This is a genomic window from Kitasatospora sp. NPDC087861 (assembly GCF_044742585.1).
Taxonomy (GTDB): Bacteria; Actinomycetota; Actinomycetes; order Streptomycetales; family Streptomycetaceae; genus Kitasatospora.
On the sequence record NZ_JBIUUS010000008.1, the window covers coordinates 1 to 20,937 of the forward strand.

At 68.9% G+C, this 20,937-nt stretch carries 18 protein-coding genes; 12 read left to right on the top strand and 6 right to left on the bottom strand.

Annotated elements, in window-relative coordinates; genetic code table 11:
- Window positions 1-334: 334 nt before the first annotated feature.
- Genes ACIOJE_RS13810 through ACIOJE_RS13825 form a run of 4 tightly spaced genes read left to right on the top strand, consistent with a single transcriptional unit; the run spans window position 335 to window position 3,695 of the window.
- Window positions 335-1,540, top strand: a complete 1,206-nt coding sequence (locus tag ACIOJE_RS13810) for a cytochrome P450 (protein ID WP_400776054.1) — start codon at window positions 335-337, stop codon at window positions 1,538-1,540.
- Between the two features lie 23 nt (window positions 1,541-1,563).
- Window positions 1,564-1,758 (top strand): ferredoxin, encoded by a 195-nt coding sequence (locus tag ACIOJE_RS13815; RefSeq protein WP_400776057.1) that lies wholly within the window; start codon window positions 1,564-1,566, stop codon window positions 1,756-1,758.
- A 4-nt stretch (window positions 1,759-1,762) separates the two neighbouring features.
- Window positions 1,763-2,635: an aminoglycoside phosphotransferase gene (locus ACIOJE_RS13820; RefSeq protein ID WP_280680376.1), complete on the top strand. Its 873-nt coding sequence runs from the start codon at window positions 1,763-1,765 to the stop codon at window positions 2,633-2,635.
- A 10-nt stretch (window positions 2,636-2,645) separates the two neighbouring features.
- Window positions 2,646-3,695 carry an aldo/keto reductase gene (locus ACIOJE_RS13825; RefSeq protein ID WP_280680378.1) on the top strand — a complete coding sequence of 350 codons (1,050 nt, stop codon included), beginning with the start codon at window positions 2,646-2,648 and terminating at the stop codon, window positions 3,693-3,695.
- Window positions 3,696-3,709: 14 nt separating this feature from the next.
- Here the strand turns inward: ACIOJE_RS13825 and ACIOJE_RS13830 are convergent, their stop codons facing one another.
- Window positions 3,710-4,555 carry a methyltransferase domain-containing protein gene (locus tag ACIOJE_RS13830; protein ID WP_280680379.1) on the bottom strand — a complete coding sequence of 282 codons (846 nt, stop codon included), beginning with the start codon at window positions 4,553-4,555 and terminating at the stop codon, window positions 3,710-3,712.
- Window positions 4,556-4,742: 187 nt separating this feature from the next.
- On the opposite strand from ACIOJE_RS13830, the gene ACIOJE_RS13835 reads away from it, so the two are divergent.
- Genes ACIOJE_RS13835 through ACIOJE_RS13845 form a run of 3 tightly spaced genes read left to right on the top strand, consistent with a single transcriptional unit; the run spans window position 4,743 to window position 8,250 of the window.
- On the top strand, window positions 4,743-6,011 hold the full coding sequence (locus ACIOJE_RS13835; RefSeq protein ID WP_280680380.1) for a cytochrome P450: 1,269 nt from the start codon (window positions 4,743-4,745) through the stop codon (window positions 6,009-6,011).
- Between the two features lie 29 nt (window positions 6,012-6,040).
- Window positions 6,041-7,306, top strand: a complete 1,266-nt coding sequence (locus ACIOJE_RS13840) for an LLM class flavin-dependent oxidoreductase (protein ID WP_400776062.1) — start codon at window positions 6,041-6,043, stop codon at window positions 7,304-7,306.
- Window positions 7,303-8,250 (top strand): LLM class flavin-dependent oxidoreductase, encoded by a 948-nt coding sequence (locus tag ACIOJE_RS13845; RefSeq protein ID WP_400776065.1) that lies wholly within the window; start codon window positions 7,303-7,305, stop codon window positions 8,248-8,250. Before ACIOJE_RS13840 ends, ACIOJE_RS13845 begins: the two co-directional genes overlap by 4 nt.
- Before the next feature lie 67 nt (window positions 8,251-8,317).
- Here ACIOJE_RS13845 and ACIOJE_RS13850 read toward each other — a convergent pair whose 3' ends face one another.
- The 3 genes from ACIOJE_RS13850 to ACIOJE_RS13860 are packed head-to-tail and all read right to left on the bottom strand — an operon-like array spanning window position 8,318 to window position 11,323.
- Entirely contained in the window at window positions 8,318-9,118 is an 801-nt protein-coding gene (locus ACIOJE_RS13850) for a tyrosine-protein phosphatase (RefSeq protein WP_400776068.1), read from the bottom strand.
- The gene (locus tag ACIOJE_RS13855; RefSeq protein ID WP_400776070.1) at window positions 9,115-10,539 is read right to left on the bottom strand and encodes a carboxylesterase family protein; all 1,425 of its coding nucleotides are present in this window, start codon (window positions 10,537-10,539) and stop codon (window positions 9,115-9,117) included. Before ACIOJE_RS13855 ends, ACIOJE_RS13850 begins: the two co-directional genes overlap by 4 nt.
- A 22-nt stretch (window positions 10,540-10,561) precedes the next feature.
- Complete coding sequence (locus ACIOJE_RS13860; protein ID WP_280680385.1) at window positions 10,562-11,323, bottom strand: class I SAM-dependent methyltransferase; 762 nt, start codon at window positions 11,321-11,323, stop codon at window positions 10,562-10,564.
- A 206-nt stretch (window positions 11,324-11,529) separates the two neighbouring features.
- On the opposite strand from ACIOJE_RS13860, the gene ACIOJE_RS13865 reads away from it, so the two are divergent.
- The 3 genes from ACIOJE_RS13865 (at window position 11,530) to ACIOJE_RS13875 (ending at window position 14,688) form a co-directional block, all read left to right on the top strand.
- The gene (locus ACIOJE_RS13865) at window positions 11,530-12,702 is read left to right on the top strand and encodes a CaiB/BaiF CoA transferase family protein (protein ID WP_400776074.1); all 1,173 of its coding nucleotides are present in this window, start codon (window positions 11,530-11,532) and stop codon (window positions 12,700-12,702) included.
- A complete protein-coding gene (locus tag ACIOJE_RS13870) occupies window positions 12,699-13,805 on the top strand; it encodes a phenazine antibiotic biosynthesis protein (protein WP_280680387.1) in 1,107 nt (368 codons plus the stop codon). The genes ACIOJE_RS13865 and ACIOJE_RS13870 overlap by 4 nt, the downstream gene beginning before the upstream one ends.
- Before the next feature lie 121 nt (window positions 13,806-13,926).
- Entirely contained in the window at window positions 13,927-14,688 is a 762-nt protein-coding gene (locus ACIOJE_RS13875) for an alpha/beta fold hydrolase (protein WP_400776077.1), read from the top strand.
- On the opposite strand, the gene ACIOJE_RS13880 is transcribed toward ACIOJE_RS13875, so the two are convergent.
- The gene (locus ACIOJE_RS13880; RefSeq protein WP_400776080.1) at window positions 14,682-15,140 is read right to left on the bottom strand and encodes a hypothetical protein; all 459 of its coding nucleotides are present in this window, start codon (window positions 15,138-15,140) and stop codon (window positions 14,682-14,684) included. The genes ACIOJE_RS13875 and ACIOJE_RS13880 overlap by 7 nt on opposite strands.
- A 419-nt stretch (window positions 15,141-15,559) precedes the next feature.
- Window positions 15,560-16,207 (bottom strand): response regulator transcription factor, encoded by a 648-nt coding sequence (locus ACIOJE_RS13885; protein WP_280680390.1) that lies wholly within the window; start codon window positions 16,205-16,207, stop codon window positions 15,560-15,562.
- A gap of 657 nt (window positions 16,208-16,864) precedes the next feature.
- Here ACIOJE_RS13885 and dnaE point away from each other — a divergent pair.
- Together dnaE and ACIOJE_RS13895 are read left to right on the top strand one after the other, a co-directional pair.
- Window positions 16,865-20,467, top strand: coding sequence for a DNA polymerase III subunit alpha (gene dnaE, locus ACIOJE_RS13890; protein WP_400776084.1), 3,603 nt, complete (start codon window positions 16,865-16,867; stop codon window positions 20,465-20,467).
- Complete coding sequence (locus tag ACIOJE_RS13895) at window positions 20,464-20,847, top strand: DUF6300 family protein (RefSeq protein WP_400776088.1); 384 nt, start codon at window positions 20,464-20,466, stop codon at window positions 20,845-20,847. The genes dnaE and ACIOJE_RS13895 overlap by 4 nt, the downstream gene beginning before the upstream one ends.
- Window positions 20,848-20,937: the final 90 nt, after the last annotated feature.

The following is a 20,937-nucleotide window of genomic DNA, read 5'->3' on the forward strand; positions in this document are numbered from 1 at the left end:
GGGGGCGGGGGGCGGGGCGGGGGGGGGGGGGGGGGGGGGGGGGGGGGGGGGGGGGTTGTGTGGGGGGGGGGGGGGGGGGGCGCCCCCGCCCCGGGGGCCCCCCCCCCCGCCGCCATTTAATTCTGTGCGCCGTTTCCTGAGGTCATTTCACGGGGTGTTTTTCCGGTGCCGGCACGACCGTATCGGAATGTGCGTCCGAGTCGTGGGAAATGCGCTTCTGGTCGGGTTCGGGTGCCGCGTGTCGTGAATCCGCGGGTAAACCTTCGTGTGAGAAAAAGTGTGATGTACCAAGGTTCACTTTACGCATATCCACCGGCTGGGTGAAACTGAAGGCATGTCAACCCAGCTCGAGGATCCATTTTATCCGATGGACCGGACGCCCGGGTGCCCGCTCGATCTGCCGGTGAAACTCCGTGAACTCGCCAAAACCGCCCCGGTATCCCGGGTGCGGATCTGGGACGGCAGCACCCCCTGGCTGATCACCGGGTACGCCGAGGCCCGGGAGGTGCTGACCGATGCACGGGCCAGCTCCGACCAGAGGCTGCCGGGATACACGTTCGCGGCTCCGCAGGCGAAGGCGTTCCACACCCGCAACCGCTCCATGCCCACCGTCGACGACCCGGAGCACGCGTACCTGCGGCGCATGGTCACCGCGGACTTCTCGAACCGGAAGGCGGAGGCCCTGCGCCCGGTCTTCCAGCGGACCATGGACGAGCTGGTCGACGCCATGCTCGCCGCCGGGAACACCGCGGACCTGTTCGCCGACCTCGCCGTGCCGATGTCGTCCAAGGCGATCTGCGAAGTCCTCGGCGTGCACCACAGCGAGGGCGAGCGGTTCGCCGCGCTCGGCAGGATCATGGCGGTGCCCGGTTCGCCCGACTCGGTGCACGCCCGGGTCGTCGAGGACATGCGCGCGTTGCTGAGTTCGCTCGTGCAGCAGGCCCACACCGATCCGAGCGACGGCGTGATCGGGCACCTGGTGCGCGCCGGCGAACTGCCCGACGAGGAGATCGTCGCCACCGCCCTGCTGGTGATGGCCGCCGGACACGGCGCGACCGCGCACATGACCACGCTCGGGACGATGGCCCTGCTGACCCACCCCGACCAGCTTGAGCTCGTCCGGGAATCGCGCGATCCGGTGTTCATCGCGAACGCCGTCGAGGAACTGCTGCGCTACCTCAGCGTCGCGCACCTGGGCAGGCGCCGGGTGGCCAAGGAGGACCTGGAGGTCGGCGGTGTGCTCATCCGCAAGGGCGAGGGCATCATCGTCGCGACCGACACGGCGAACCACGATCCGCGGGCATTCGACGGGGATCCCGACGCACTCGATCTGCACCGTGACGCCCGGCACCATCTCGCCTTCGGGTTCGGTGTGCACCAGTGCCTCGGACAGCAGCTCTCGCGGGTTCTGCTACAGGTGGTGTACGGAACGCTCTACCGGCGCATTCCGACCCTCGAACTCGCGATCCCGGTGGACCAGATCTCGTACAAACTCGATCTGGCCATCTACGGGGTGAATGAACTTCCGGTGAAGTGGTGACCGTCGACGCGGGGAGAGGCTTCGTGCGCATCAATCTGGACAGGGAAAAATGTATCGGTTCCGGCCAGTGTGTCCTGGCCGCGCCCGATTGGTTCGACCAGGACGAGGACGGAATCGCCATCGTCCTGGAGGGCGCGGCATCCGAGGAGGACTCGGAAGACGTGCACCAGGCGGCTTACACCTGCCCGGCGCTGGCCATTTCGTTGGACTCGGAATAACAGGATGACCGTGGAGCCCGTAGCCGGCGATCTCGCCGACCTGTCACCCAGCGCCGTCTCCCTGAGAGGCAGTTGGGAGGACCTGCCCGCGGCCGTCGTCGCCGCGATCGAGTCGAACGTCGGACCCGTCGAGCGGGTTCAGCCGGCACGGGACGGCTACAGCAGCCACGTCGCGGCCACCGTGTGGAGCGGCCGGGACCGCGTGTTCGTCAAAGGGCTGCGCACGGACCACCCGGCGGCGCTCGCCCAGGGCTGCGAAGTGGCGGTCAACCCGTTCGTCGTTCCGCTCGGGCCGCAACTGCTGTGGCGCATCGAGACGGACGGCTGGGACGTGCTCGGCTTCGAGTACCTGGAGGGCCGCCGCGCCGATTACCACGCCGGATCCCGCGACCTGCCGCTGGTGGTCGACGTGATGGCGGAACTCGGCGCGGTCGCCGGCCAGGACGCCCCGGTTCCCCGGGCCGAGCAGCGTTGGGCGCCGTACCTGGACGACCCGGCGTCGGCCCGGATGCTGCACGGGGACACCCTGCTGCACACCGACTGGCACCACACGAACGTGCTCGTCACGCCGTCCGGGCAGGCCCGCCTGGTCGACTGGGCCACCGCCATCCGGGGCGCGGCGTGGATCGACCCGGCCTGCTGGGTCGTGTGGCTCGTCTACGCCGGCAACTCGCCGCGCACAGCGGAACAGTGGGCCGCCCGGGTCCCCGCCTGGCGGTCCGCGGAGCCCGGCGTGCTCGACGCCTTCGCGGGCGTGCTGGCCAGGTACTGGCAGTACGTCGCGGTCCACCATCCGAACCGCATGACCGGCGAGCTCCGCGACGCGAGCGCGCGATGGGCGGCATACCGCCGGTCCGCCGGCCCGGCAGGTCAGTGAGGACGAACCCATGAAGTATGTCCCCCTCGGCGCGAGCGGACTCGCCACCTCGATCTACGCGCTCGGCACCGCGACCTTCGGGGGCAGTACCGACGAGTCCGAGGCGATCCGGATGCTGGACGTCTTCGCCGACGCCGGTGGCCTGCTGATCGACACGGCGGACGCGTACGCCGACGGCCAGGCCGAGGTGCTCGTCGGCCGGTGGCTGCGCACCCAGACGGCGGAGGTGCGCGAGCGGATGCTGCTGTCGACGAAGGGCGGCGGCTTCACGACCACGGCGGGCCGGAACCAGTGGGGCAACACGCGGCACAACCTGACCCGCGCGCTGGAGGCGTCCCTGCGCAACCTCGGCGTCGACTGCGTGACGCTCTACCAGGCGCACACCTGGGACCCCCTGACGCCGCAGGAGGAGACCCTGCGGTTCCTCGACGACGCGGTGCGCGCCGGAAAGATCCGCTACGTCGGCATCTCCAACTACACCGGCTGGCAGCTGCAGAGGGCCGTCGGCCTGGCCGACTCCATGGGGCTGGCCAGGCCGGTCACGTTCCAGGCGCAGTACAGCCTGCTGTGCCGGGAGGTCGAATGGGAGATCGTCCCGGCGGGCCGGGCCAACGGCCTGGGGCTGCTCGCGTGGTCGCCGCTGTCCGGGGGCCTGCTCAGCGGCAAGTACGCACCGCACGCCGCGCCGGACGGCCCGGCGAGGTTCGCCGACCAGCGCGAGCGCGGGAAGATGCACGCCGCCTACGTCAACGCCCTGTACCGCTCGCACGCCGCGAGCGACCGCACGTGGGAGATCCTGAAGATCCTCGACGAGATCGCCGTCGCGCGGAACGTCACCCCGGGCGCCGTGGCGCTGGCGTGGGTGACGGCCCGACCGGGCGTCAGCGGGGCCGTCCTGGGCGCGCGGAACGCGCAGCAGCTCGCGGACAACCTCCAGGCCCGGTGGATCACCCTGGCGGACGACGAGGTCGCTCGCCTCACCGAGGCGAGCGACCCGCGGCCGGCCGGCTACCCCTACGGCGCCTTCGGCGCGATGCAGCGGAGCCGGACGATCGAATGAACCGACCGGACGGGTCAGCCCAGCGTCGCGCAGACGAGGACGTAACCGAACTCCGGAGTGTTGGAGAAGTCGCGGGTCGCCGTGATCAGGGCGTCGACCTTGTCCGAGTTCCCGTCCTCCACCAGCTGTTCCCGCACGTCCTCCCAGGCGTCGGCGAGGAGGTTCCCCGTGCGCGCCACGTTGTCGCTGATGTCCAGGACGTCGAAGCCGGTGAAGCCGTGCGAGGACAGCTGGGCGAGGTAGTCGTCCAGGGGGCCGACCGTGTGCACGCCGAAGGTCTCGCAGATCCGCTGGACGGCCTGCAGGCCCTCCTCGCTGATCGGCGTCCGCAGCACGAAGTCCGCGATCACGAACCGGCTCTTCGGCCGCAGCACCCGCGCCGTCTCGGCCAGCGCCCGGTCCCGGTCCGGGACGTGGAACAGCGATTCCAGCGCCCACGCGGCGTCGAACGAGTCATCCGGGAACGGCATCCGCTGCGCGTCCGCGTACTCGAACGTCGCACGGTCCGCGAGACCCGCCTCGGATACGCCGGCCCGGGCCTGCGCCACCTGGGACTCACTGATCGTGATCCCGACCACGTCCACCGGGTGGGTCCGGAGCAGCCGGGTCGCCGGCTTGCCGATGCCACAGCCGATGTCGAGCACGCGCTGTCCGGGCTGCGGGGCCAGGCGCTCGATCATCAGATCGGTGAGCCGGTCCGTCGCCACCTCCGGGGGCGCGTCGTCGTCATCGTCGTGCCAGTACCCGTTGTGCAGGTTACCGCCCCAGCGGTCTCGTATCTTTCCTGCTACGCGAACTTTTCCACTGCCGTTGTAGAAATTCGCGACGTCGCTGTTCGCGCCGGATGGTCCGACCGTCATGGCGTCACTTCCTTGCGAGATTCGGATACGTCTGAGGTCTCGGTAGAATTTAATGGCCCCGGGGAGCGACCATAAGTGGACCTTCGTACACGCGCACATATATGTACAAAGGTATGATTCACCCCGCCTGTGCGGATCCGATAGAACCGAATGAGTATTCCGGCGTGCCGGGTGGAAGGATGGGGCGATGTCCGAAGAGCGGACTGAAACAGATTTCGATCATCACTCGGCGGAGTACGCCGCCGACCCCTGGGCCGCGAACATCGCGATGAACACCCATTGCCCGGTGTCCTACAGCCGGAAGCACGGCGGCTTCTGGCTAGTCTCCGGATTCGAGCAGGTGTCCCGGGTCGCGCACCAGCCCGAACTGTTCTCATCCGCGCACGAACTTCCCAATGTGCCGGGCCGGCCGCAGGGGACCGTCGTTCCGGCGTCGTCGTTCCGCGGTCTGCCGCTCGAAATCGACCCGCCCGAATACACGGAATGGCGCAAGGCGCTCAACACCTTCTTCTCCCCGCCGGCCGCTCGACGGCTGCGCCCGCGCATCCAGCAGTACGCCACCTGGTGCGTCGACAAGTTCATCGAGAGCGGCGAGATCGACCTGGTGCTCGACCTGTCGAACCCGGTGCCCGCGCTGATCACCCTCGAACTCGTGGGACTGCCGATGGACGACTGGCGGGTCTACGCCGACGTCCTGCACGCGCTGGTCTACACCCACCCGGGAACCCCGGAGTTCGACCGCGTGGAGGCCGACTTCGCGCGGCTGATCGAAGAGGTGCGCGCCCTGGTTCCGAAGCGCCGCGCCCACCCGGGCGACGACTTCATCAGCTTCCTGACCCAGGTCGAGATCGGGGGGGAGAAGCTCTCCGACGAGGACGTCGTCGGAGTCTGCAACGCCGTCATCCCCGGCGGGGTCGACACCACGACCGCCCTGCTCGCCTCAACCCTCGACTACCTCGACCGCAACCGGGACGCCCGGAAGACGCTCGTCGACTCGCCCGAGCGGATCCCCGAGGTGTGCGACGAGTTCCTGCGGTACTTCACCCCGGTCATGGGCGCCGGACGCACCGCGATGGCGGACACCACGGTGGACGGCTGCCCGATTCGCAAGGGCGAGCGCGTGCTGCTGTCGTGGGCCGCGGCCAACCTGGACGCCAAGGTGTTCCCGCAGCCGGAGGTCATCGACCTGGACCGGGACGCCGGCCGGCAGGCGGCGTTCGGCGTCGGCATCCACCGGTGCATCGGACGCCACATCGCCCGCATGGACTTCGAGGTCGTGATCGGCGAGGTCCTGGCGCGCATGCCGGACTACCAGATCATCACGGGCGAGGCCGAGAAGTACCCCACCGTGGGCCAGATCCACGGCTACCTGCGGATGCCGGTGCGGTTCACCCCCGGCGAGCGCATCGGCTCGGAATCGGCGAGCAACCCACTGCCGGCGGCACTGTCCGAGTGACCGGCCGGAGAACACCTGCGGGAGGCGACATGGCACGGCAGCCCAGAGTGCTGCGGCTGGGAGCGATCATCGACGGTCCAGGAGGGCACATCGCCGCCTGGCGGCATCCGCTGACCCGACCTGACGCCCAGCTCGACTTCGAATTCCACCGCCGCAACGCGCGCACGCTCGAACGCGCGGTGTTCGACTGCCTCTTCGTCCCCGACGTCGTGGCGTTGTGGGGCACCGACGTGGAGCATCTGAGCAGGACCGCGCGCAACGAGCACTTCGAGCCGCTCTCGCTGCTGTCCGCGTTCGCGGCGGTCACCGACCACATCGGTCTCGCCGCGACCGCGACCACGACGTACAACGAGCCCTACGACATCGCCCGCAAGTTCGCCTCCCTCGACCACCTCAGCGGTGGCCGGGCCGGATGGAACGTGGTGACCTCGGCCGCGCCCTGGGAATCGCGCAACTTCGGCTTCGACGAACACATGGAGCACGATCTGCGCTACGTCCGGGCGGACGAGTTCATCTCGGTGACGAACCGGCTCTGGTCCAACGGTCGCGAACCGGTGGACCACACGGGGCGGTTCTTCAGCGTGCGCGGCCCGCTCGACGTGCCGTCCCCGCCACAGGGCCGACCGGTGATCTTCCAGGCCGGCGCGTCCCCGGTCGGGCGGGACTTCGCCGCCCGGCACGGCGAGGTGCTGTTCACCCGGCACACCAGGCTGGCGGACGCCCAGGAGTTCTACGCCGACCTCAAGAACCGCGCGGCCGCGTACGGCCGTGATCCCGAGTCGATCCAGATCTGGGTCGGTCTGCAGCCGATCGTCGCCGACACGGAGGCCGCCGCCCGGGACCGGTTGCGGGAGCTGCAGGAGCTGATGCCCGACATCGTCGCGCTGCGGGCGCTCCAGGACCAGCTCGGCGACGTGGACCTGACCGGCTATCCGCTGGACGGACCGGTGCCCGACCTGCCGGTGTCCAACCACTCGCACAGCACCGCGCAGCGCTGGATCGAGCTGGCCCGGCGGGAGAACCTGACGCTGCGTCAACTCTCCCTGCGCACGGCCGGCGACATCGTCGCCGGCACCCCCGAACAGCTCGCGGACCACATGGAGTCCCTGTTCACCCAGGGAGCGGCCGACGGGTTCATCGTCGACTTCCCCTACCTGCCGGGATCGTTGGACGACTTCGTCGACCACGTCGTGCCCGAGCTGCGCCGGCGCGGCCTGGTGCGCACGGCCTACACCGACGGCACCCTGCGGGACAATCTCGGTCTGACCACCGCGTCACGGGTAGGTGTGAAATGACGATCGCGCTGTTCACCCCGCTGCCCGCCGGCCCCAACGGGGACGGCGGATTCGCGCAGGCGCGCGACCGGGCACGCGCCGCGCAGGACGGCGGCATCGACGCCCTGATCCTGCCGGACCGGCGCTCGGTCGGCCCGGACGGCCCGGACGGTTTCGAGGCGGGCACGCTCGCCGCGGCACTGGCGGTGGCGACCGAGGGGATCGGCCTGGTGCCCACGATCGCGACCGAGTACTCGGCGCCGTACCACGTCGCCCGGCTGCTCGCGACGATCGACCAGTTCGCTGGCGGCCGGGCGGGATGGGCGATCGCCCCGCCCGCGGTGGCGGCGGACGCCGCGAACCACCACACCGACGCTCCCGCCCCGCTCCCGTCGCAGCGGGCCCGCGCGGACGAGTTCGCCCAGGTGATGGCCGGGCTCTGGGACAGCTTCCAGGACGACGCCTTCCTCCGGGACCGCGCATCGGGCGTGTACTTCCTGCCCGAGCGGCTGCGCAGCCTGGACCACCGCGGCGAGTACTTCACCGTGGCCGGCCCGCTGAACATCGCCCGCCCGCCGCAGGGACACCCGGTGCTGGTCCGGCGCGTGTCCTGCGCCGAGGACGCCGCCTCCGCCGCCGCGTTCGGCGACCTGGCGATCGTGCCGCTGGAGGTCTCCGATGCCGCGGCGGATGTGGCGCGTGCGTTGAACGACGCGTGCGGTGCGGCCGGGCGGCGCCGGGAGGACGTGCGGCTGCTCCTGGAGCGGAAGGCCGACACCCCCGTGGACGAGCTGCTGCGCGAGGCGGAAGCCGGACCTGCGGACGGATTCGTCCTGGTCCCGTCCGCCGACGCCGGGTTCGAGACGGTCCTGGAGACGGCCCGCGCGGTGCGGCAGAAGTTTCCCCAGGGCTCCGGTACCACGCTGCGTGCCCGCTTGGGACTGCCACGCCCGGCCGGCCGCTGACCGACCGATGATGGGCCTGACCGCCACCGAGGTGGAGGTCAGGCCCATCGCGCAGGTCACCCGTCGCTCAGTCGAGCAGGCGGCCGGCCAGTGCCCGCTGATCGTCCTCCGTCCAGCCGTGGGAGTTGAGCCACGCGCGGACGCCGCCGAACCGGTCGTCGAACGTGTCGAGCAGATCCTGCAGGTAGGCGGGGCGCGGCAGCAGGCTCGTGAACGGCCGGGAGCTGATGTCGGCGGCGTACAGGGGGTTGTCGCGCAGCCGCTCCACGATCTCGGCCATCTGCTCGCCGGAGCGCACGTAGTCCGCGACGACGGCCTCCCTGCTCACCCCGATCGCGTCGAGGGCCAGCGCGCACACCACCCCGGTCCGGTCCTTGCCCATCGCGCAGTGCACCACGGTCGCTCCCGTGCTGTGCGCGATGACGCGCAGCGCCGTCACCACGGAGTCCGGCCGTTCGGCGCAGTAGCGGAGGTAGTGCCCGGTCGAGCCCGCGGGCTTGGACCGACCGTCCGCGCCCGCCCGGTTCCAGGGCATCGCCCGCTCGGTGTCCACCCGGTCCGAGCCCTGGGCCGAGCCCGGGGGAGACTCGGCGAGCAGCGACAGGTTGTGGATCGTGACACCGGGCACCCGGGCCAGCGGCCCGGGTGCCTCGCGCTGTACCTCAGCGGTGCTGCGCAGGTCGATGACCTCGCGGACGCCCAGCGTCCGCGTGAGGTGTTCGACGTCCGCCGGGGTGAGGTCCTGGAGGCCGCCCGACCGGATCAGCCGGCCGAACCGGGTGACGCCGTTCGTCGTGGTGGTCAGTCCGCCCAGGTCACGGACGTTCAGCGCGCCCGCCAACGCGATCCGCCGGGTGCTCGAGCTCATCGCGCAACCTCCGCACTCTCGGTCAGGGGCAACGGCCGCAGGTCGGCGCGGTCCGTGGAACGCGGTCCGATCCAGCGGGCGAGGGGTGCCTGCGAGGTGTACGCCGGCCAGCCCGGATCACCGTCGCGCGCCAGGCGCACGAGCCCGCTCTGCTCCTGGGCCCCGACCGCGCGGTCGGTCGCGGTGCCCTCCGGTCCGTCCGTGTCGCAGAACAGCGCCGCGGTGTCGGCGGCGTGCACGGCGCGGCGGGCGATCCCGGGGTACCCGGCCAGATGCGAGGTGGTCGGGTGGTAGTCGAACACCTGGGCCCAGCAGGGCTCGCTGCCGGCCGCACCCGGGTCCGGCGTGTTCAGCGCGGACAGCAGTCGCTCGGCCGGACGGACGTAGAGCTCGTCGGACAGCCGGCTGACCTTCTCCCCGCGGGTCGTGCCGTCGGGGCCGCCGATCAGCCGGGAGTACTTCGCGTCGACGGCCGCCCCCTCCTCGACGATCTCCAGGATTCCCGCTTCCTCCGAGGTGACCGAGACCAGCACGGGAATCGGTTCCGCGCGATCCGCCACCGCCGGAAGCGGCGGCCGCGGGATCAGGTCACCGTCGACCACCGCGTGGTACCGGACCTGTCCGGCGCGCAGGGTCTGCGAATGCGCGTACCGCAGCGCCACGTTCGACAGCTCGGCAAGGGCGCCGGCGTCGTTCGCGAGACTGCCCGCGGCGCTCAGGAAACGCTCCGCGAGCCCGGCCGCTTCCTCCCGCGACTGCGCGAGTTCGGCGTTGCCGCTGTAGATGGCGGCCTTGTGGAACAACCCCACGGCCGAGGGGACGCCCAGCAGGGTCGCCACGTCGGTTCCGCCGGTCGACAGCCCGAAGATCGTCACGTTGCCGGGGTCCCCCCCGAAGGCGGCGATGTTGTCCCGAACCCAGCGCAGGATCAGCAGCTGGTCGCGCACCGCGAGGTTGGTGCTGTCGGCGAATTCCGGGTCGAGGTCGGCCAGTGACAGCCAACCCCACGGCCCCAGGCGGTAGTTGGCCGTCACGATGACCAGGTCGTGCCGGGCCGCGTAGGCCCACGGGTCGACGGTCCGCATCGTTCCGCCGACCATGTGCCGGCCGGGGTGGAACCAGACCAGCACCGGCTGGGGATCGGGGCGTTCCGGCCGCGCGGACCAGATGTTGAGGTTGAGGCAGTCCTCGTGCTGCACGGCGTCCGGGTACAGCGGACTCCAGCGCTGCGGCGTCGGGGACATGGGCACCTGCCAGCTCACCGGGCCCCACCGATCGGCGTCGACGGGGTCCCCGGCCGTGGCCGGGAGGGCGGGGCGGAATCGGCCCGGAATCCGCCCGTACGGTATTCCGCGCCAATTCGGGACGCCGCGATCGAGGAATCCGCGGACAGGTCCGGAGGTGGTCTCGATCGCTAACACGCTGTCTCCTCGTCTGCCGAACTCACACGCGTCGAGCCAACTGAAGGAATGTGCCCGAGGTGGTGCGGACGGTTCCGCCGCGGCTCTCGATCACCTCGCGCACCCTGTCGAACAGGGCGGACCGGTCCGTGGGCGCCATGCGGTGATGGTCGCTGAACGTACTGATCAGCCCGATCCATTCGTCCGCGTTCAGGGCGAGGCTCCACCGGTAGTCCCGCTGGGCCACCGCGACGAAGTCCTCGCCGTCCGCCAGCGGATCCCGGACACCGGCCGTGCTCTTCTGCCGGGCGCCGCCCACCTGGACTCCGGGGGCGTGCTTCCGGTAGACCCCGTCGAGTTCCTCGAGTATCGGGTCGTCCAGTACGTGGAAGCTCCAGAAACGGGCGATGTGCCCGCCGGGCGCCAGGATCTGCGCGGCCTTCCGGGCACCCTGCGCCGGGTTCACCCAGTGCCAGGCGTCCGCGCTGATGATCAGGTCGAACCGCCGCCCGCCCGGATGCCAGGCCTCGAACGTCGTGGTCTCGACGGGCAGGCCCCGGCGCCGCGCGACGTGGGCCATGCGGTCGTCAGGCTCGATCCCGGATACGGACAGCCCCCGCGCGGCCAGTGCCGCGGACGCCTTCCCGGTGCCGCACCCGACGTCGAGGACGTCCGTCGCGCGCAGGTGCACGAGGTCGTCCACCAGGTCGACCGGGTACTCGGGGCGGTAACGATCGTAGTCCTCGGCCGTGGCGCCGAACGATTCGGCACGTGCACGGTCGAGATGACGTGTGCTGAAGGACATGGTATTTATTTCCCCCCGCCACTCGGACCGGCTGAAGTTCGGCAGTCAGTATGCCGAGGTTCCCCATGTAACCGGTATCGCTGTGGGAGGTGAAGTGAACCTTCGTGCAGAACCACCGGTGTACCAAGGTCCACTTCACACCGGCGTCGGACGATCGATAGAAGTGGGCAGTGTCCAGTATTCTGCCGATGCCGGAGGATGGTTCAATGCCGGAGCAAGAGTTGGTGCCGGACGGTGCTCCGGCGCCCCTCGCCGATGTGAAGGTCATCGACATCGGGACTTTGCTGGCGGCTCCGTTCGCGGCGGCGATGCTGGGTGATTTCGGTGCCGACGTGATCAAGATCGAGCACCCCACCGGAGATCCGCTCCGCAGGTACGGCTACCAGTGCGACGACGTTCCGCTGCTGTGGAAGGTCGTGAACCGCAACAAGAAGAGCGTCGTCCTGGATCTGAAGGACCCACAGAACCACGACCGCTTCATCGAGTTGGTGGCGGGTGCCGATGTCCTGATCGAGAACTTCCGGCCCGGCACGCTGGAGCGGTGGGGGTTCTCCCCCGAAGTGCTGCAGAAGGCCAATCCGGACCTGGTCGTGACGCGAGTGACCGGGTTCGGCCAGGACGGCCCGTACGCGAGCAGGCCCGGATTCGGCACCCTCGCGGAGGCGATGAGCGGTCTCGCGGCGATGTCCGGAGACCGCGACGGTCCGCCGCTGCTCCCGGCGTTCCCGCTGGCGGACGTGATGGCCGGTCTGCAGGCCGCCTGCGCGACCTTGATCGCCCTGCACGCCCGGCAGCGGATCGGCCGGGGGCAGGTGGCCGACGTCTCGATCACCGAGGCGATGATCGCTGCGATGGGCGCCCAGGTGACCGCCTACGACAAGCTCGGGGTCAAACCCCGGCGGGTCGGAAGCGGCTCGGACAACAACGCGCCCCGCAACGTCTACCGGTGCGCCGACGGGCGGTGGGTGGCCGTGTCGGCGCCCGCCCAGTCGGTGGCCGAGCGGGTGGTCCGCCTGGTGGGCCGGCCCGAGCTGGCCGACGAGCCGTGGTTCGCCTCCGGTCGTGGCCGGGTGTCACGCCGTGAGGTGCTGGACGACGCACTCGGACAATGGATCGGCGGCTTCCGCCGGGACGAGGTGATCGTCGCGTTCGAGGAGGCCGGGGCCGCGGTCGCGCCGATCTACGAGGTGGACGACGTACTGCAGGACCCGCACTTCCGGGCGAGGCAGGCCACGGTGACCGTACCCGACAGCGAACTCGACAGCGTCTGCATGCCGAACGTGGCATTCCGGCTCTCCGAGACACCGGGGCGGATCCGCTGGCCGGGCCCGCAACTGGGCGAGCACACCGACGACGTCTTGAACGGAGACCACCGATGACCACGACCGTCGAGGACCAGCGCTGGAACGTGCTGGACCCGTCAACCGATCCGACCGACCCCGACGCATACCTGCGGACCGCGGTCCGCTGGCACTTCGGTGCGGAGACCGGGTCCCCGTTCTGGCTGCGGCGCATGGGGCAGCTGGACTTCGATCCGCTGACGGAGGTGCGGACCTACGACGACCTGCAGCGCTTCCCGAACGTGGTGGACGAGCTGCGCAGCGTGCCGGTCGAGGACCTGATACCGCGCGGCTACGGCCCCAACCCGCCCGCCCCACGGGTCTTCGAGAGCGGCGGGACGACCGGCGCGCCGAAGCGGGCGATCTTCATGCCGGACTGGATCGCCGACTCCGTGGACCGGATGCTGAAGGGGCCCCAGTTCGCGGACCGGGAGCCGTCCAACATTCTGGTGCTCACACCGACTGGACCGCACAAGATCGGCTGCATGTACGACTACATCGCCGAACGCCAGAACACGATCAAGTTCTGCATCGACATGGATCCTCGGTGGGTCAAGAAGGTCATCGCGAGCAAGCAGGCGGACCAGGCCGAGGCGTACGTCGAGCACATCCTCGACCAGGCGGAGCACATCCTGGCCACCCAGCGGGTCGGGCTCCTGGTGGTCACCCCGCCGGTGCTGCGCGCGTGCGCGCGCCGGCCGCGGCTGGTCGAGCTCATCAACGCCAAGGTGGAACTGATCTTCTGGGGCGGCGCCCACATGACCGTCGACGAGCGGTTCGTCCTGCGCCACGAGCACTTCCCGAACGTTCGCATGATCAGCCGGTACGGCAGTCTGATGATCCTGGAGAGCGCGACCGAGCGCCCGGGGCTCAGCCCGGACGAGGACATCGTGTACGACCCGCGGAGCCCCGTGGTGACCTTCCGGGTCGTCAACCCCGGTACGGGCCAACCGGTGGGGTACGGCGAACGCGGGCAGATCGTGATGAACCACGTCAGCAAGGGCATGTTCCTGCCCAACAACCTCGAACGCGACACGGTGATCCGAGTGCCGGGACGGACCGGACAGATCGGCGATTCGGTGTCCTCCCCGGCTCCGGTCGACACCTTCGCCGGCGAGCAGGTCATCGAGGGTGTCTACTGACCCCTCCCGTGCGCACCGGTCCGGGCGGCCCGACGGCCGATCCGGGGTACCGGGCGATACGGCGAGGTCCGCCGCTGCCCGGGCTCGGGCGGTGGCGGACCTTTGGGGTACCGTCGACGACATGGCCGATCTTCCGGTGCGTCACTTCCCCGGCCGGGACGGAACCAGGCTCGCGTACCGGGAGTCGGGCACCGGGCGGCCCTTCGTGCTGCTGCACGGCTTCTTCTCGTCCGGGACCCAGAACTGGGTGCGGTCCGGGTTCTCCGCAGCCCTCGCCGAACGTGGTCACCGGCTGATCATGCCGGACCTGCGGGCCCACGGCGACAGCGCCGCACCCCGCGACGCCGCGCACTACCCACCTGACGTGCTGACCGACGACGCCTTCGCGTTGATCGAGCACCTGGAACTCACCGACTACGACCTCGGCGGCTACTCCCTGGGCGCCCGCGCCGTCGTCCGGATGCTGGTGCGGGGAGCGGTGCCGGGCCGGGCGGTCATCGCCGGGCAGGGGCTGCGCGAGGTCACCGGTCACGGCGGCACGGTGGCCCGGTACCTGCGGCACGTCTTCGGCCATCTCGGCACGTTCGAACCCGGCTCGGCCGAATGGAAGGCCGAGCAGTGGCTGATCTCGACCGGAGGCGATCCCCGGGCGCTGCTGCACGTCCTGGACTCGGTCGTCGACACCAGCGCCGGCACTCTGACCGGGATCAGGGTGCCGGCGCTCGTGGTGGTGGGTGCCGACGACGATCGTGACGGCTCCGCGGACGCCCTGGCCAGGGCCCTGCCCGACGGAACGCACGCGGTGGTGCCCGGGAACCACACGACCGCGATCACCGCGCCGGAGCTGGCGGAGACGGTCGCGGGCTTCCTCGCGGATCAGTAGCGACGCTCTCCGTTGCCGTCGACCGGCGACCACCACTGGGTGTAGTTCGTCCCGCCGTCGCCGAAGATGCCGCCGTACCCCTCGACCACCTTGCCGTTCTCCCACTTGAGCATCTGCACGCCGGAGATGTCGAGCACGTCGAACGGGGAGGTGCTGCCCTCCGGAGCGCCCTCGCGCACGGCGTGGATCTTGTTGGCGTCGACCGAGTAGCCGTCCTCGTTGTTGATGAGCAACGTGACGGGCTGCATGGTCCATGAACCGCCGGACGCCTTGAGCATGTCCTGCACGTAGGACAGGAAGTCGTCAAGCCCCACTCGCCAGCCGGATCCGGCGTGGCTGCCCGGTGCGAAGAAACGCAGGTCCTCGGACCAGTACAGTGCGGTCTTTTCCCGGTCGCCGCACGTCACCGCCTCGTACGCGGCAGCGACCAGTTCCGGAGTAATCTCAGCCATGTATCCTCCGCTTGCGCATAGCAGACTTCACGATTTTCGTCGTTGTGTGATCCGGTCGCGCCGTCGAAATCGATTCGCGCGGCGCTGTCGACCGGCAGCCACGTGTAGAGATGCCGCCCATCGGGAGCGGATTCTATCGGACCCATTTCTATGCAGAATCCGCCAGCGGCGAAAGCTGCACCTTCGTACAGGTGAATAGGTGGCGTGTACGAAGGTGCAGTTCCCCGGTCGACTTCCGAATGGTAGAAGGAGTGCGGGGAGTTTTCGGTGAACTTGCTGCGGTCAGGGGTGGGTCGGAATGTCTTCATGCCCGGGCGGACCGGTGCAGTAGCCCGTCCTGCGGCGACCCCTGCGCTTTCGGCCGTGAGGCGTTGCCGGTCCCGGGCTCGGGGATCACCGGCCGAGCGCCGGCGCCACGATCACCTGGAGCGGAGGGCGCCCACGGGAACGGGGTCCATGGTGTTTTCTGCGCGCTCCCCGAATTCGGCCATGCTCCTCACCTGATGCGCATCGGAAGCCGTCGCACCCGGTGAGGCCTTCTGGTAGGCGTACGCGGCCAGCCCGGCCTGGAGCCGGGACTCCACGCCGATCTTGCTCATGATCCGGGCGACATGCGCCTTGACGGTCCGCTCGGTGATCCCCAACTTCGTCGCGATCGTCCGGTTCGAGGATCCCACGCCGAGCAGGAAGAACACTTCGATCTCTCGGGGTGTCAGCAGTACGGCCCTTTCCGTTTCCCTGTCCCAGGTGCGCGGTTTCACGGCTTGCCCGCGGGCCTCTTGCTGAACCTCGGATACCTGCCACACCGTGCAGGACAGCTCCTGCTGAATAGTGGACGCCATCGGGTGCTTGGGTGCACCGCATATTTCGTCCATGCGCTCATCGATGGTCGCGGGTCGGACCGGAGACTGCTCCAGGGTATCGGCCAGGTTGCCGAACCCCCTGCTCCGGCGGACGACGTTCAGGAACTTGGCCAGGGCTTCCTTGTCTTCCCAGAGCTCTTGCACGGTGCTGATGATCAGCGACTTCAGGTAATCCGACTCGGACACTTTCCCGTCCGTGGCCACATCTGTCCCCCTCCTGGCGATCGGAAGGTCAGCCAATCAACCGACGGCCGTGACCCGCAAGACCCATGGTCGGGCCACGTCAGTGATCCACAGGGCCAGATTTGCCGTCATATGACATGACAAACCCTCAATGCCTGCTCGGACGGCAGTGACGGGTCGCACAGCCCTCCGGAGCCGGGATGGCCGAAAACCTGTCCAGGCAACCAGTGTGATGGGGGCTTGATCTGGGAACCGCACTGATCGACTTTCCGGACAGCGGGAGAAGTGCGGTTCGGGCGCTCCGAACGGTCTTCGGAGGGAAGGTCGGGAACGCACGTCCCCCGAGGCGGAAGCGGTCCCACCGCTTCCGCCTCGGGGACGTGGCGGTCCGGTACGGATCCCTTGACCGGTCGAAGTGAACCGTGTCGGCGTCGGCCACGTTCCGGTGCGTGCAGCCGAGGGCGGATGCGGCCGATGTGTTTCGGCCGATCTCGTCCGACCTGCCGGTTTCGGCCCCGGGCCACCCGTTGCACCGCCTGGATCGCCTCGTCGGAACACCCGCTCGTTCGCCGGGTGTTGACCCGGGATCAGCACTGCCCCCGGCCGATCTGGCTCGCCGTCAGAAGCTTCGATGGGGCTAAGCTGAGGCCTTCAGCCACGCCCGGAGGTGCCTCAGTCGTGTCGGATTCGTTCGTCCATCTGCACAATCACACCGAGTACTCGATGCTTGACGGTGCGCAGCAGATGAAGCCGATGTTCGAGGAGGTGGCCCGTCAGGGGATGCCGGCCATCGCCATGAGTGACCACGGCAACATGTTCGGTGCCTACGAATTCCAGTCAGTTGCCAAGGGGTTCGACGGAGTCAAGCCGATCATCGGCATCGAGGCGTACGTTGCTCCGTCCTCGCGGGGGATCCGGAAGCAGGAGTTCTGGGGGCCCGGCGGCCAGCGGGCGATGGGTGAGAACGGGGAGGGTTCGAAGGACGTCTCCGGCGGTGGCCGGTTCACCCACATGACGATGTGGGCGGAGAACGTCCAAGGCCTTCGCAACCTCTTCTATCTCTCCACCGAGGCGTCCTACACGGGCCAGTTCCCGTCCGGCAAGCCGCGCATGGACATGGAACTGATCAGTGGCCATGCGCAGGGGATCATCGCCACCACCGGCTGTCCGTCGGGAGCCATCCAGACCCGTCTGCGCCTGGGTCAGTACGACGAAGCCCGCGCGACCGCCGGCGCGTACCAGGAAATCTTCGGCCGGGAGAACTACTTCCTCGAATTGATGGACCACGGCCTCTCCATCGAGCGCGAAGTGCGGGACGGACTGCTCCGGCTCGCCAAGGAACTGAGTATTCCGCTGCTCGCGACCAATGACGCCCACTACGTCCGTCCGACCGATGCGGAGGCCCACGACAACCTTCTGTGCATCGGCGTCGGCAAGAACAAGGACGACCCCAACCGATTCAAGTTCCAAGGCACCGGGTACTACCTGAAGACGGCGGCCGAGATGCGCGAGCTCTTCTCGGAATTGCCGGAGGCGTGCGACAACACCCTGCTGATCGCCGAGCGAATCGGCTCGTATGACGACGTTTTCGACTACGTCGACGAGATGCCGCACTTTCCGGACGTCACCGAGGGCATGACGCAGGAGGCCTTTCTGCGCAAGGAGGTCCTCAAGGGGCTCGCCATGCGCTACGGCGACCCGATCCCCGCTCACGCCATGGAACGGTTCGAGACCGAGATGGCCGTCATCGGTCCGATGGGCTTCTCCTCGTACTTCCTCGTCGTCGCGGACATCTGCCGGCACGCACGCGACAACGGCATCCCGGTCGGGCCGGGCCGAGGATCGGCGACCGGCTCCATCGTCGCCTACGCCACGCGGATCACCGAACTGTGCCCCTTGGAGCACGGGTTGCTGTTCGAACGGTTCCTCAACCCGGAGCGCATCAACCCGCCGGACGTCGACCTCGACTTCGACGACCGCCAGCGTGACCAGATGGTCCGCTACGTCACCGAGAAGTACGGCGACCCGTACACCGCCATGGTCAACACATTCGGCAAGATCAAGGCGAAGAACGCGATTAAGGACTCCTCGCGCATCCTCGGCTACCCGTTCTCCCACGGTGAGCGGATCGTGAAGGCACTGCCGCCGGACCAGGGGGGGAAGACCATCCCCCTGTCGGGCATCTGGGACTCCTCCCACCCCCGGTACGGCGAAGCCGGCGAGGTCCGGGCGCTGTACGAGAACGACTCCGATGTGAAGAGGGTCATGGACACCGCCAAGGGTGTCGAAGGCCTGATGCGCGGCACCGGTGTGCACGCGGCTGCGGTGATCCTCTCCAAGACCCGCCTGACAGATCGCATTCCCCTGCACATGCGCGCCTCGGACGGCGTGAAGATCACGGGATTCGACTACCCCAGCTGCGAGTCCATGGGCTTGATCAAGATGGACTTCCTGGGACTGCGGAACCTGGGCGTCATCGATCAGGCGATCCAGAACATCCGGGAGAACCGCGGCATCAAACTGGCGACGGTCGATCCGATGGACGGCGACCCGGAGACGGTCGTCATCCCCCTGGACGACCCCAGGACGTACCAGCTCCTGTCGGACGGCAACACCTTCGGTGTGTTCCAGCTCGACGGCGGCGGCATGCGCGCCCTGCTGAAGCTGATGCAGCCCACCCGATTCGAGGACATCGCCGTAGCGCTCGCGCTCTACCGGCCCGGGCCGATGGCCGCCAACGCCCACACCAACTACGCGCTGCGGCAGAGTGGCAAGCAGGAGCCCGCACCGATCCACCCGGACCTGAAGGAAGCACTCGACCCGATCCTGGGATCCACCCACCACCTGCTGGTCTATCAAGAGCAGATCATGGCCATCGCCCGACAGCTCGCCGGATACACGCTGGGCGGCGCCGACATGCTGCGCCGGGCCATGGGCAAGAAGAAGCCCGAGGTCCTGGCCGCCGAGTGGGACAAGTTCTCGGGCGGCATGCGCACGAACGGCTACGCGGAAGAGGCGATCAAAGCCGTCTGGGACGTCATGCTGCCGTTCTCCGGCTACGCGTTCAACAAGTCCCACACCGCAGGCTACGGTCTGGTCTCCGCCTGGACGGCCTACCTCAAGGCCAACTATCCGGCCGAGTACATGGCGGCGCTGCTGACATCGGTCGGGGACGACAAGGACAAGGCCGCCGTCTACCTGGCCGATGCCCGCGCGAACGGCGTCCGGGTCCTCCAGCCCGACGTCAACGAGTCGACGGCCGAGTTCACCGCCGTCGGCGACGACGTGCGGTTCGGCATGCGGGCCGTGCGCAACGTCGGCGACGCGGTGATCGAGGCGGTCGTCGCCGGACGACGCTCCAAGGGCAAGTTCATCTCCTTCGCCGACATGCTGGACAAGTGCGAGCTGCCGGCCCTGAACAAGCGGGCCATCGAGTCGTTGATCAAGGCTGGTGCCTTCGACTCCCTCGGGCACTCCCGGCGCGGTCTGGTCGAGATCCACGAGGCCGCGATCGACGCCGTCGTGCCCGTCAAGAAGGCCGCCTCCTACGGACAGGACGACCTGTTCGCCGGATTGGGGGGCAGTGACGACGAAGGCTCCGCGCCCGGGTTCGGTCTCGACTTCTCCGTGGAGGAGCAGGAGTGGCCCCGCTCCCAGCTCCTCGCGGTGGAACGGGAGATGCTGGGCCTCTACGTGTCGGCCCATCCCTTGGACGGCGCCGAGCACATCCTCTCCGGAGCCAGGGACACCACGGTCGCCGAACTCCTGGCATCAGGACGTACGAAGGGCGACGTTCAGCTGGCCGGCCTGATCACCGGCGTCCAGCGGAAGATGACCAAGCAGGGCAACAACTGGGCCATCGTCAACTTCGCGGACCGTGACGGGTCCATCGAAGTGCTGTTCTTCCCGGCGGTCTACCAACTCGTCTCTCATGTGCTGACCGAGGACACCGTCATTTCGGTGAAGGGCAAGATCGAGGACCGTGACGGCACCCTGAACATCTTCGGCAGGGAGCTGTCGGTGCTGGACGTCTCCAGCGCCGAGCACGGTGGCAAGCCTCCGGTGCGCCTGGCTCTGCCCTTCCACCGGGTGTCCGAACAGGCCGTCGCGGATCTGAAGCGCATCCTGCACGCGCACCCCGGCGACAGTCCCGTGCACCTCAGCGTGCGCGGCCCGCAGAAGACGACCGTCTACGCCCTGGCGGCACAGGTCGACGCCTCCTCGCTGGCATCCGACATCAAGGGCACCTTCGGACCGGATGCCTGGAGCGGTGTGGCGTGACGGAGGAGGCCCCGACGACTGTCGCTTTCGAACTCGTCAGTGACGATGAGTTATGCATCGCCATCGCCGATGTGCCGGCATGTCCGGCGTGCGGCACTCCAGGGCTGCTGCTGGTCCGCTATCAGCACTCCTGGAAGAACCAGAGCGGTGACGACGTGGTCGGAATCCGCGAGACCTTGCTCTGTCCTCAGTGCGCTGCCGGCAACAGGGCCGCAGCCGAGTTGATCGCGTTCTTCGCCGTGGAGGAAAGGGCGAGTCCCGAGAACGTCGATGTCTTCGGCGAAATGGTCGCCGCGTGGGTTGAGTCGCTGCGCCGGGCACACGTTGACGAAGAGCTCCTTACCGCTGAGTACGACCGGTGGCTGCGAGGGGTCCTCTGATCGTCTTGGGACCGGACCGACCGGCCAATGGATCATTTGAGGCGGCGGTGGTGGGGCGCGTCGATGCCGACGACCAGGACGCGGGGTGTG

Coding starts and splice junctions, on each gene's coding strand:
- ACIOJE_RS13875 (WP_400776077.1), top strand. CDS start 13,927: ATGGCCGATCTTCCGGTGCGTCACTTCCCCGGCCGGGACGGAACCAGG.
- ACIOJE_RS13820 (WP_280680376.1), top strand. CDS start 1,763: ATGACCGTGGAGCCCGTAGCCGGCGATCTCGCCGACCTGTCACCCAGC.
- ACIOJE_RS13860 (WP_280680385.1), bottom strand. CDS start 11,323: ATGTCCTTCAGCACACGTCATCTCGACCGTGCACGTGCCGAATCGTTC.
- ACIOJE_RS13845 (WP_400776065.1), top strand. CDS start 7,303: ATGACGATCGCGCTGTTCACCCCGCTGCCCGCCGGCCCCAACGGGGAC.
- ACIOJE_RS13865 (WP_400776074.1), top strand. CDS start 11,530: ATGCCGGAGCAAGAGTTGGTGCCGGACGGTGCTCCGGCGCCCCTCGCC.
- ACIOJE_RS13810 (WP_400776054.1), top strand. CDS start 335: ATGTCAACCCAGCTCGAGGATCCATTTTATCCGATGGACCGGACGCCC.
- ACIOJE_RS13825 (WP_280680378.1), top strand. CDS start 2,646: ATGAAGTATGTCCCCCTCGGCGCGAGCGGACTCGCCACCTCGATCTAC.
- ACIOJE_RS13840 (WP_400776062.1), top strand. CDS start 6,041: ATGGCACGGCAGCCCAGAGTGCTGCGGCTGGGAGCGATCATCGACGGT.
- ACIOJE_RS13880 (WP_400776080.1), bottom strand. CDS start 15,140: ATGGCTGAGATTACTCCGGAACTGGTCGCTGCCGCGTACGAGGCGGTG.
- ACIOJE_RS13835 (WP_280680380.1), top strand. CDS start 4,743: ATGTCCGAAGAGCGGACTGAAACAGATTTCGATCATCACTCGGCGGAG.
- ACIOJE_RS13850 (WP_400776068.1), bottom strand. CDS start 9,118: ATGAGCTCGAGCACCCGGCGGATCGCGTTGGCGGGCGCGCTGAACGTC.
- ACIOJE_RS13870 (WP_280680387.1), top strand. CDS start 12,699: ATGACCACGACCGTCGAGGACCAGCGCTGGAACGTGCTGGACCCGTCA.
- ACIOJE_RS13830 (WP_280680379.1), bottom strand. CDS start 4,555: ATGACGGTCGGACCATCCGGCGCGAACAGCGACGTCGCGAATTTCTAC.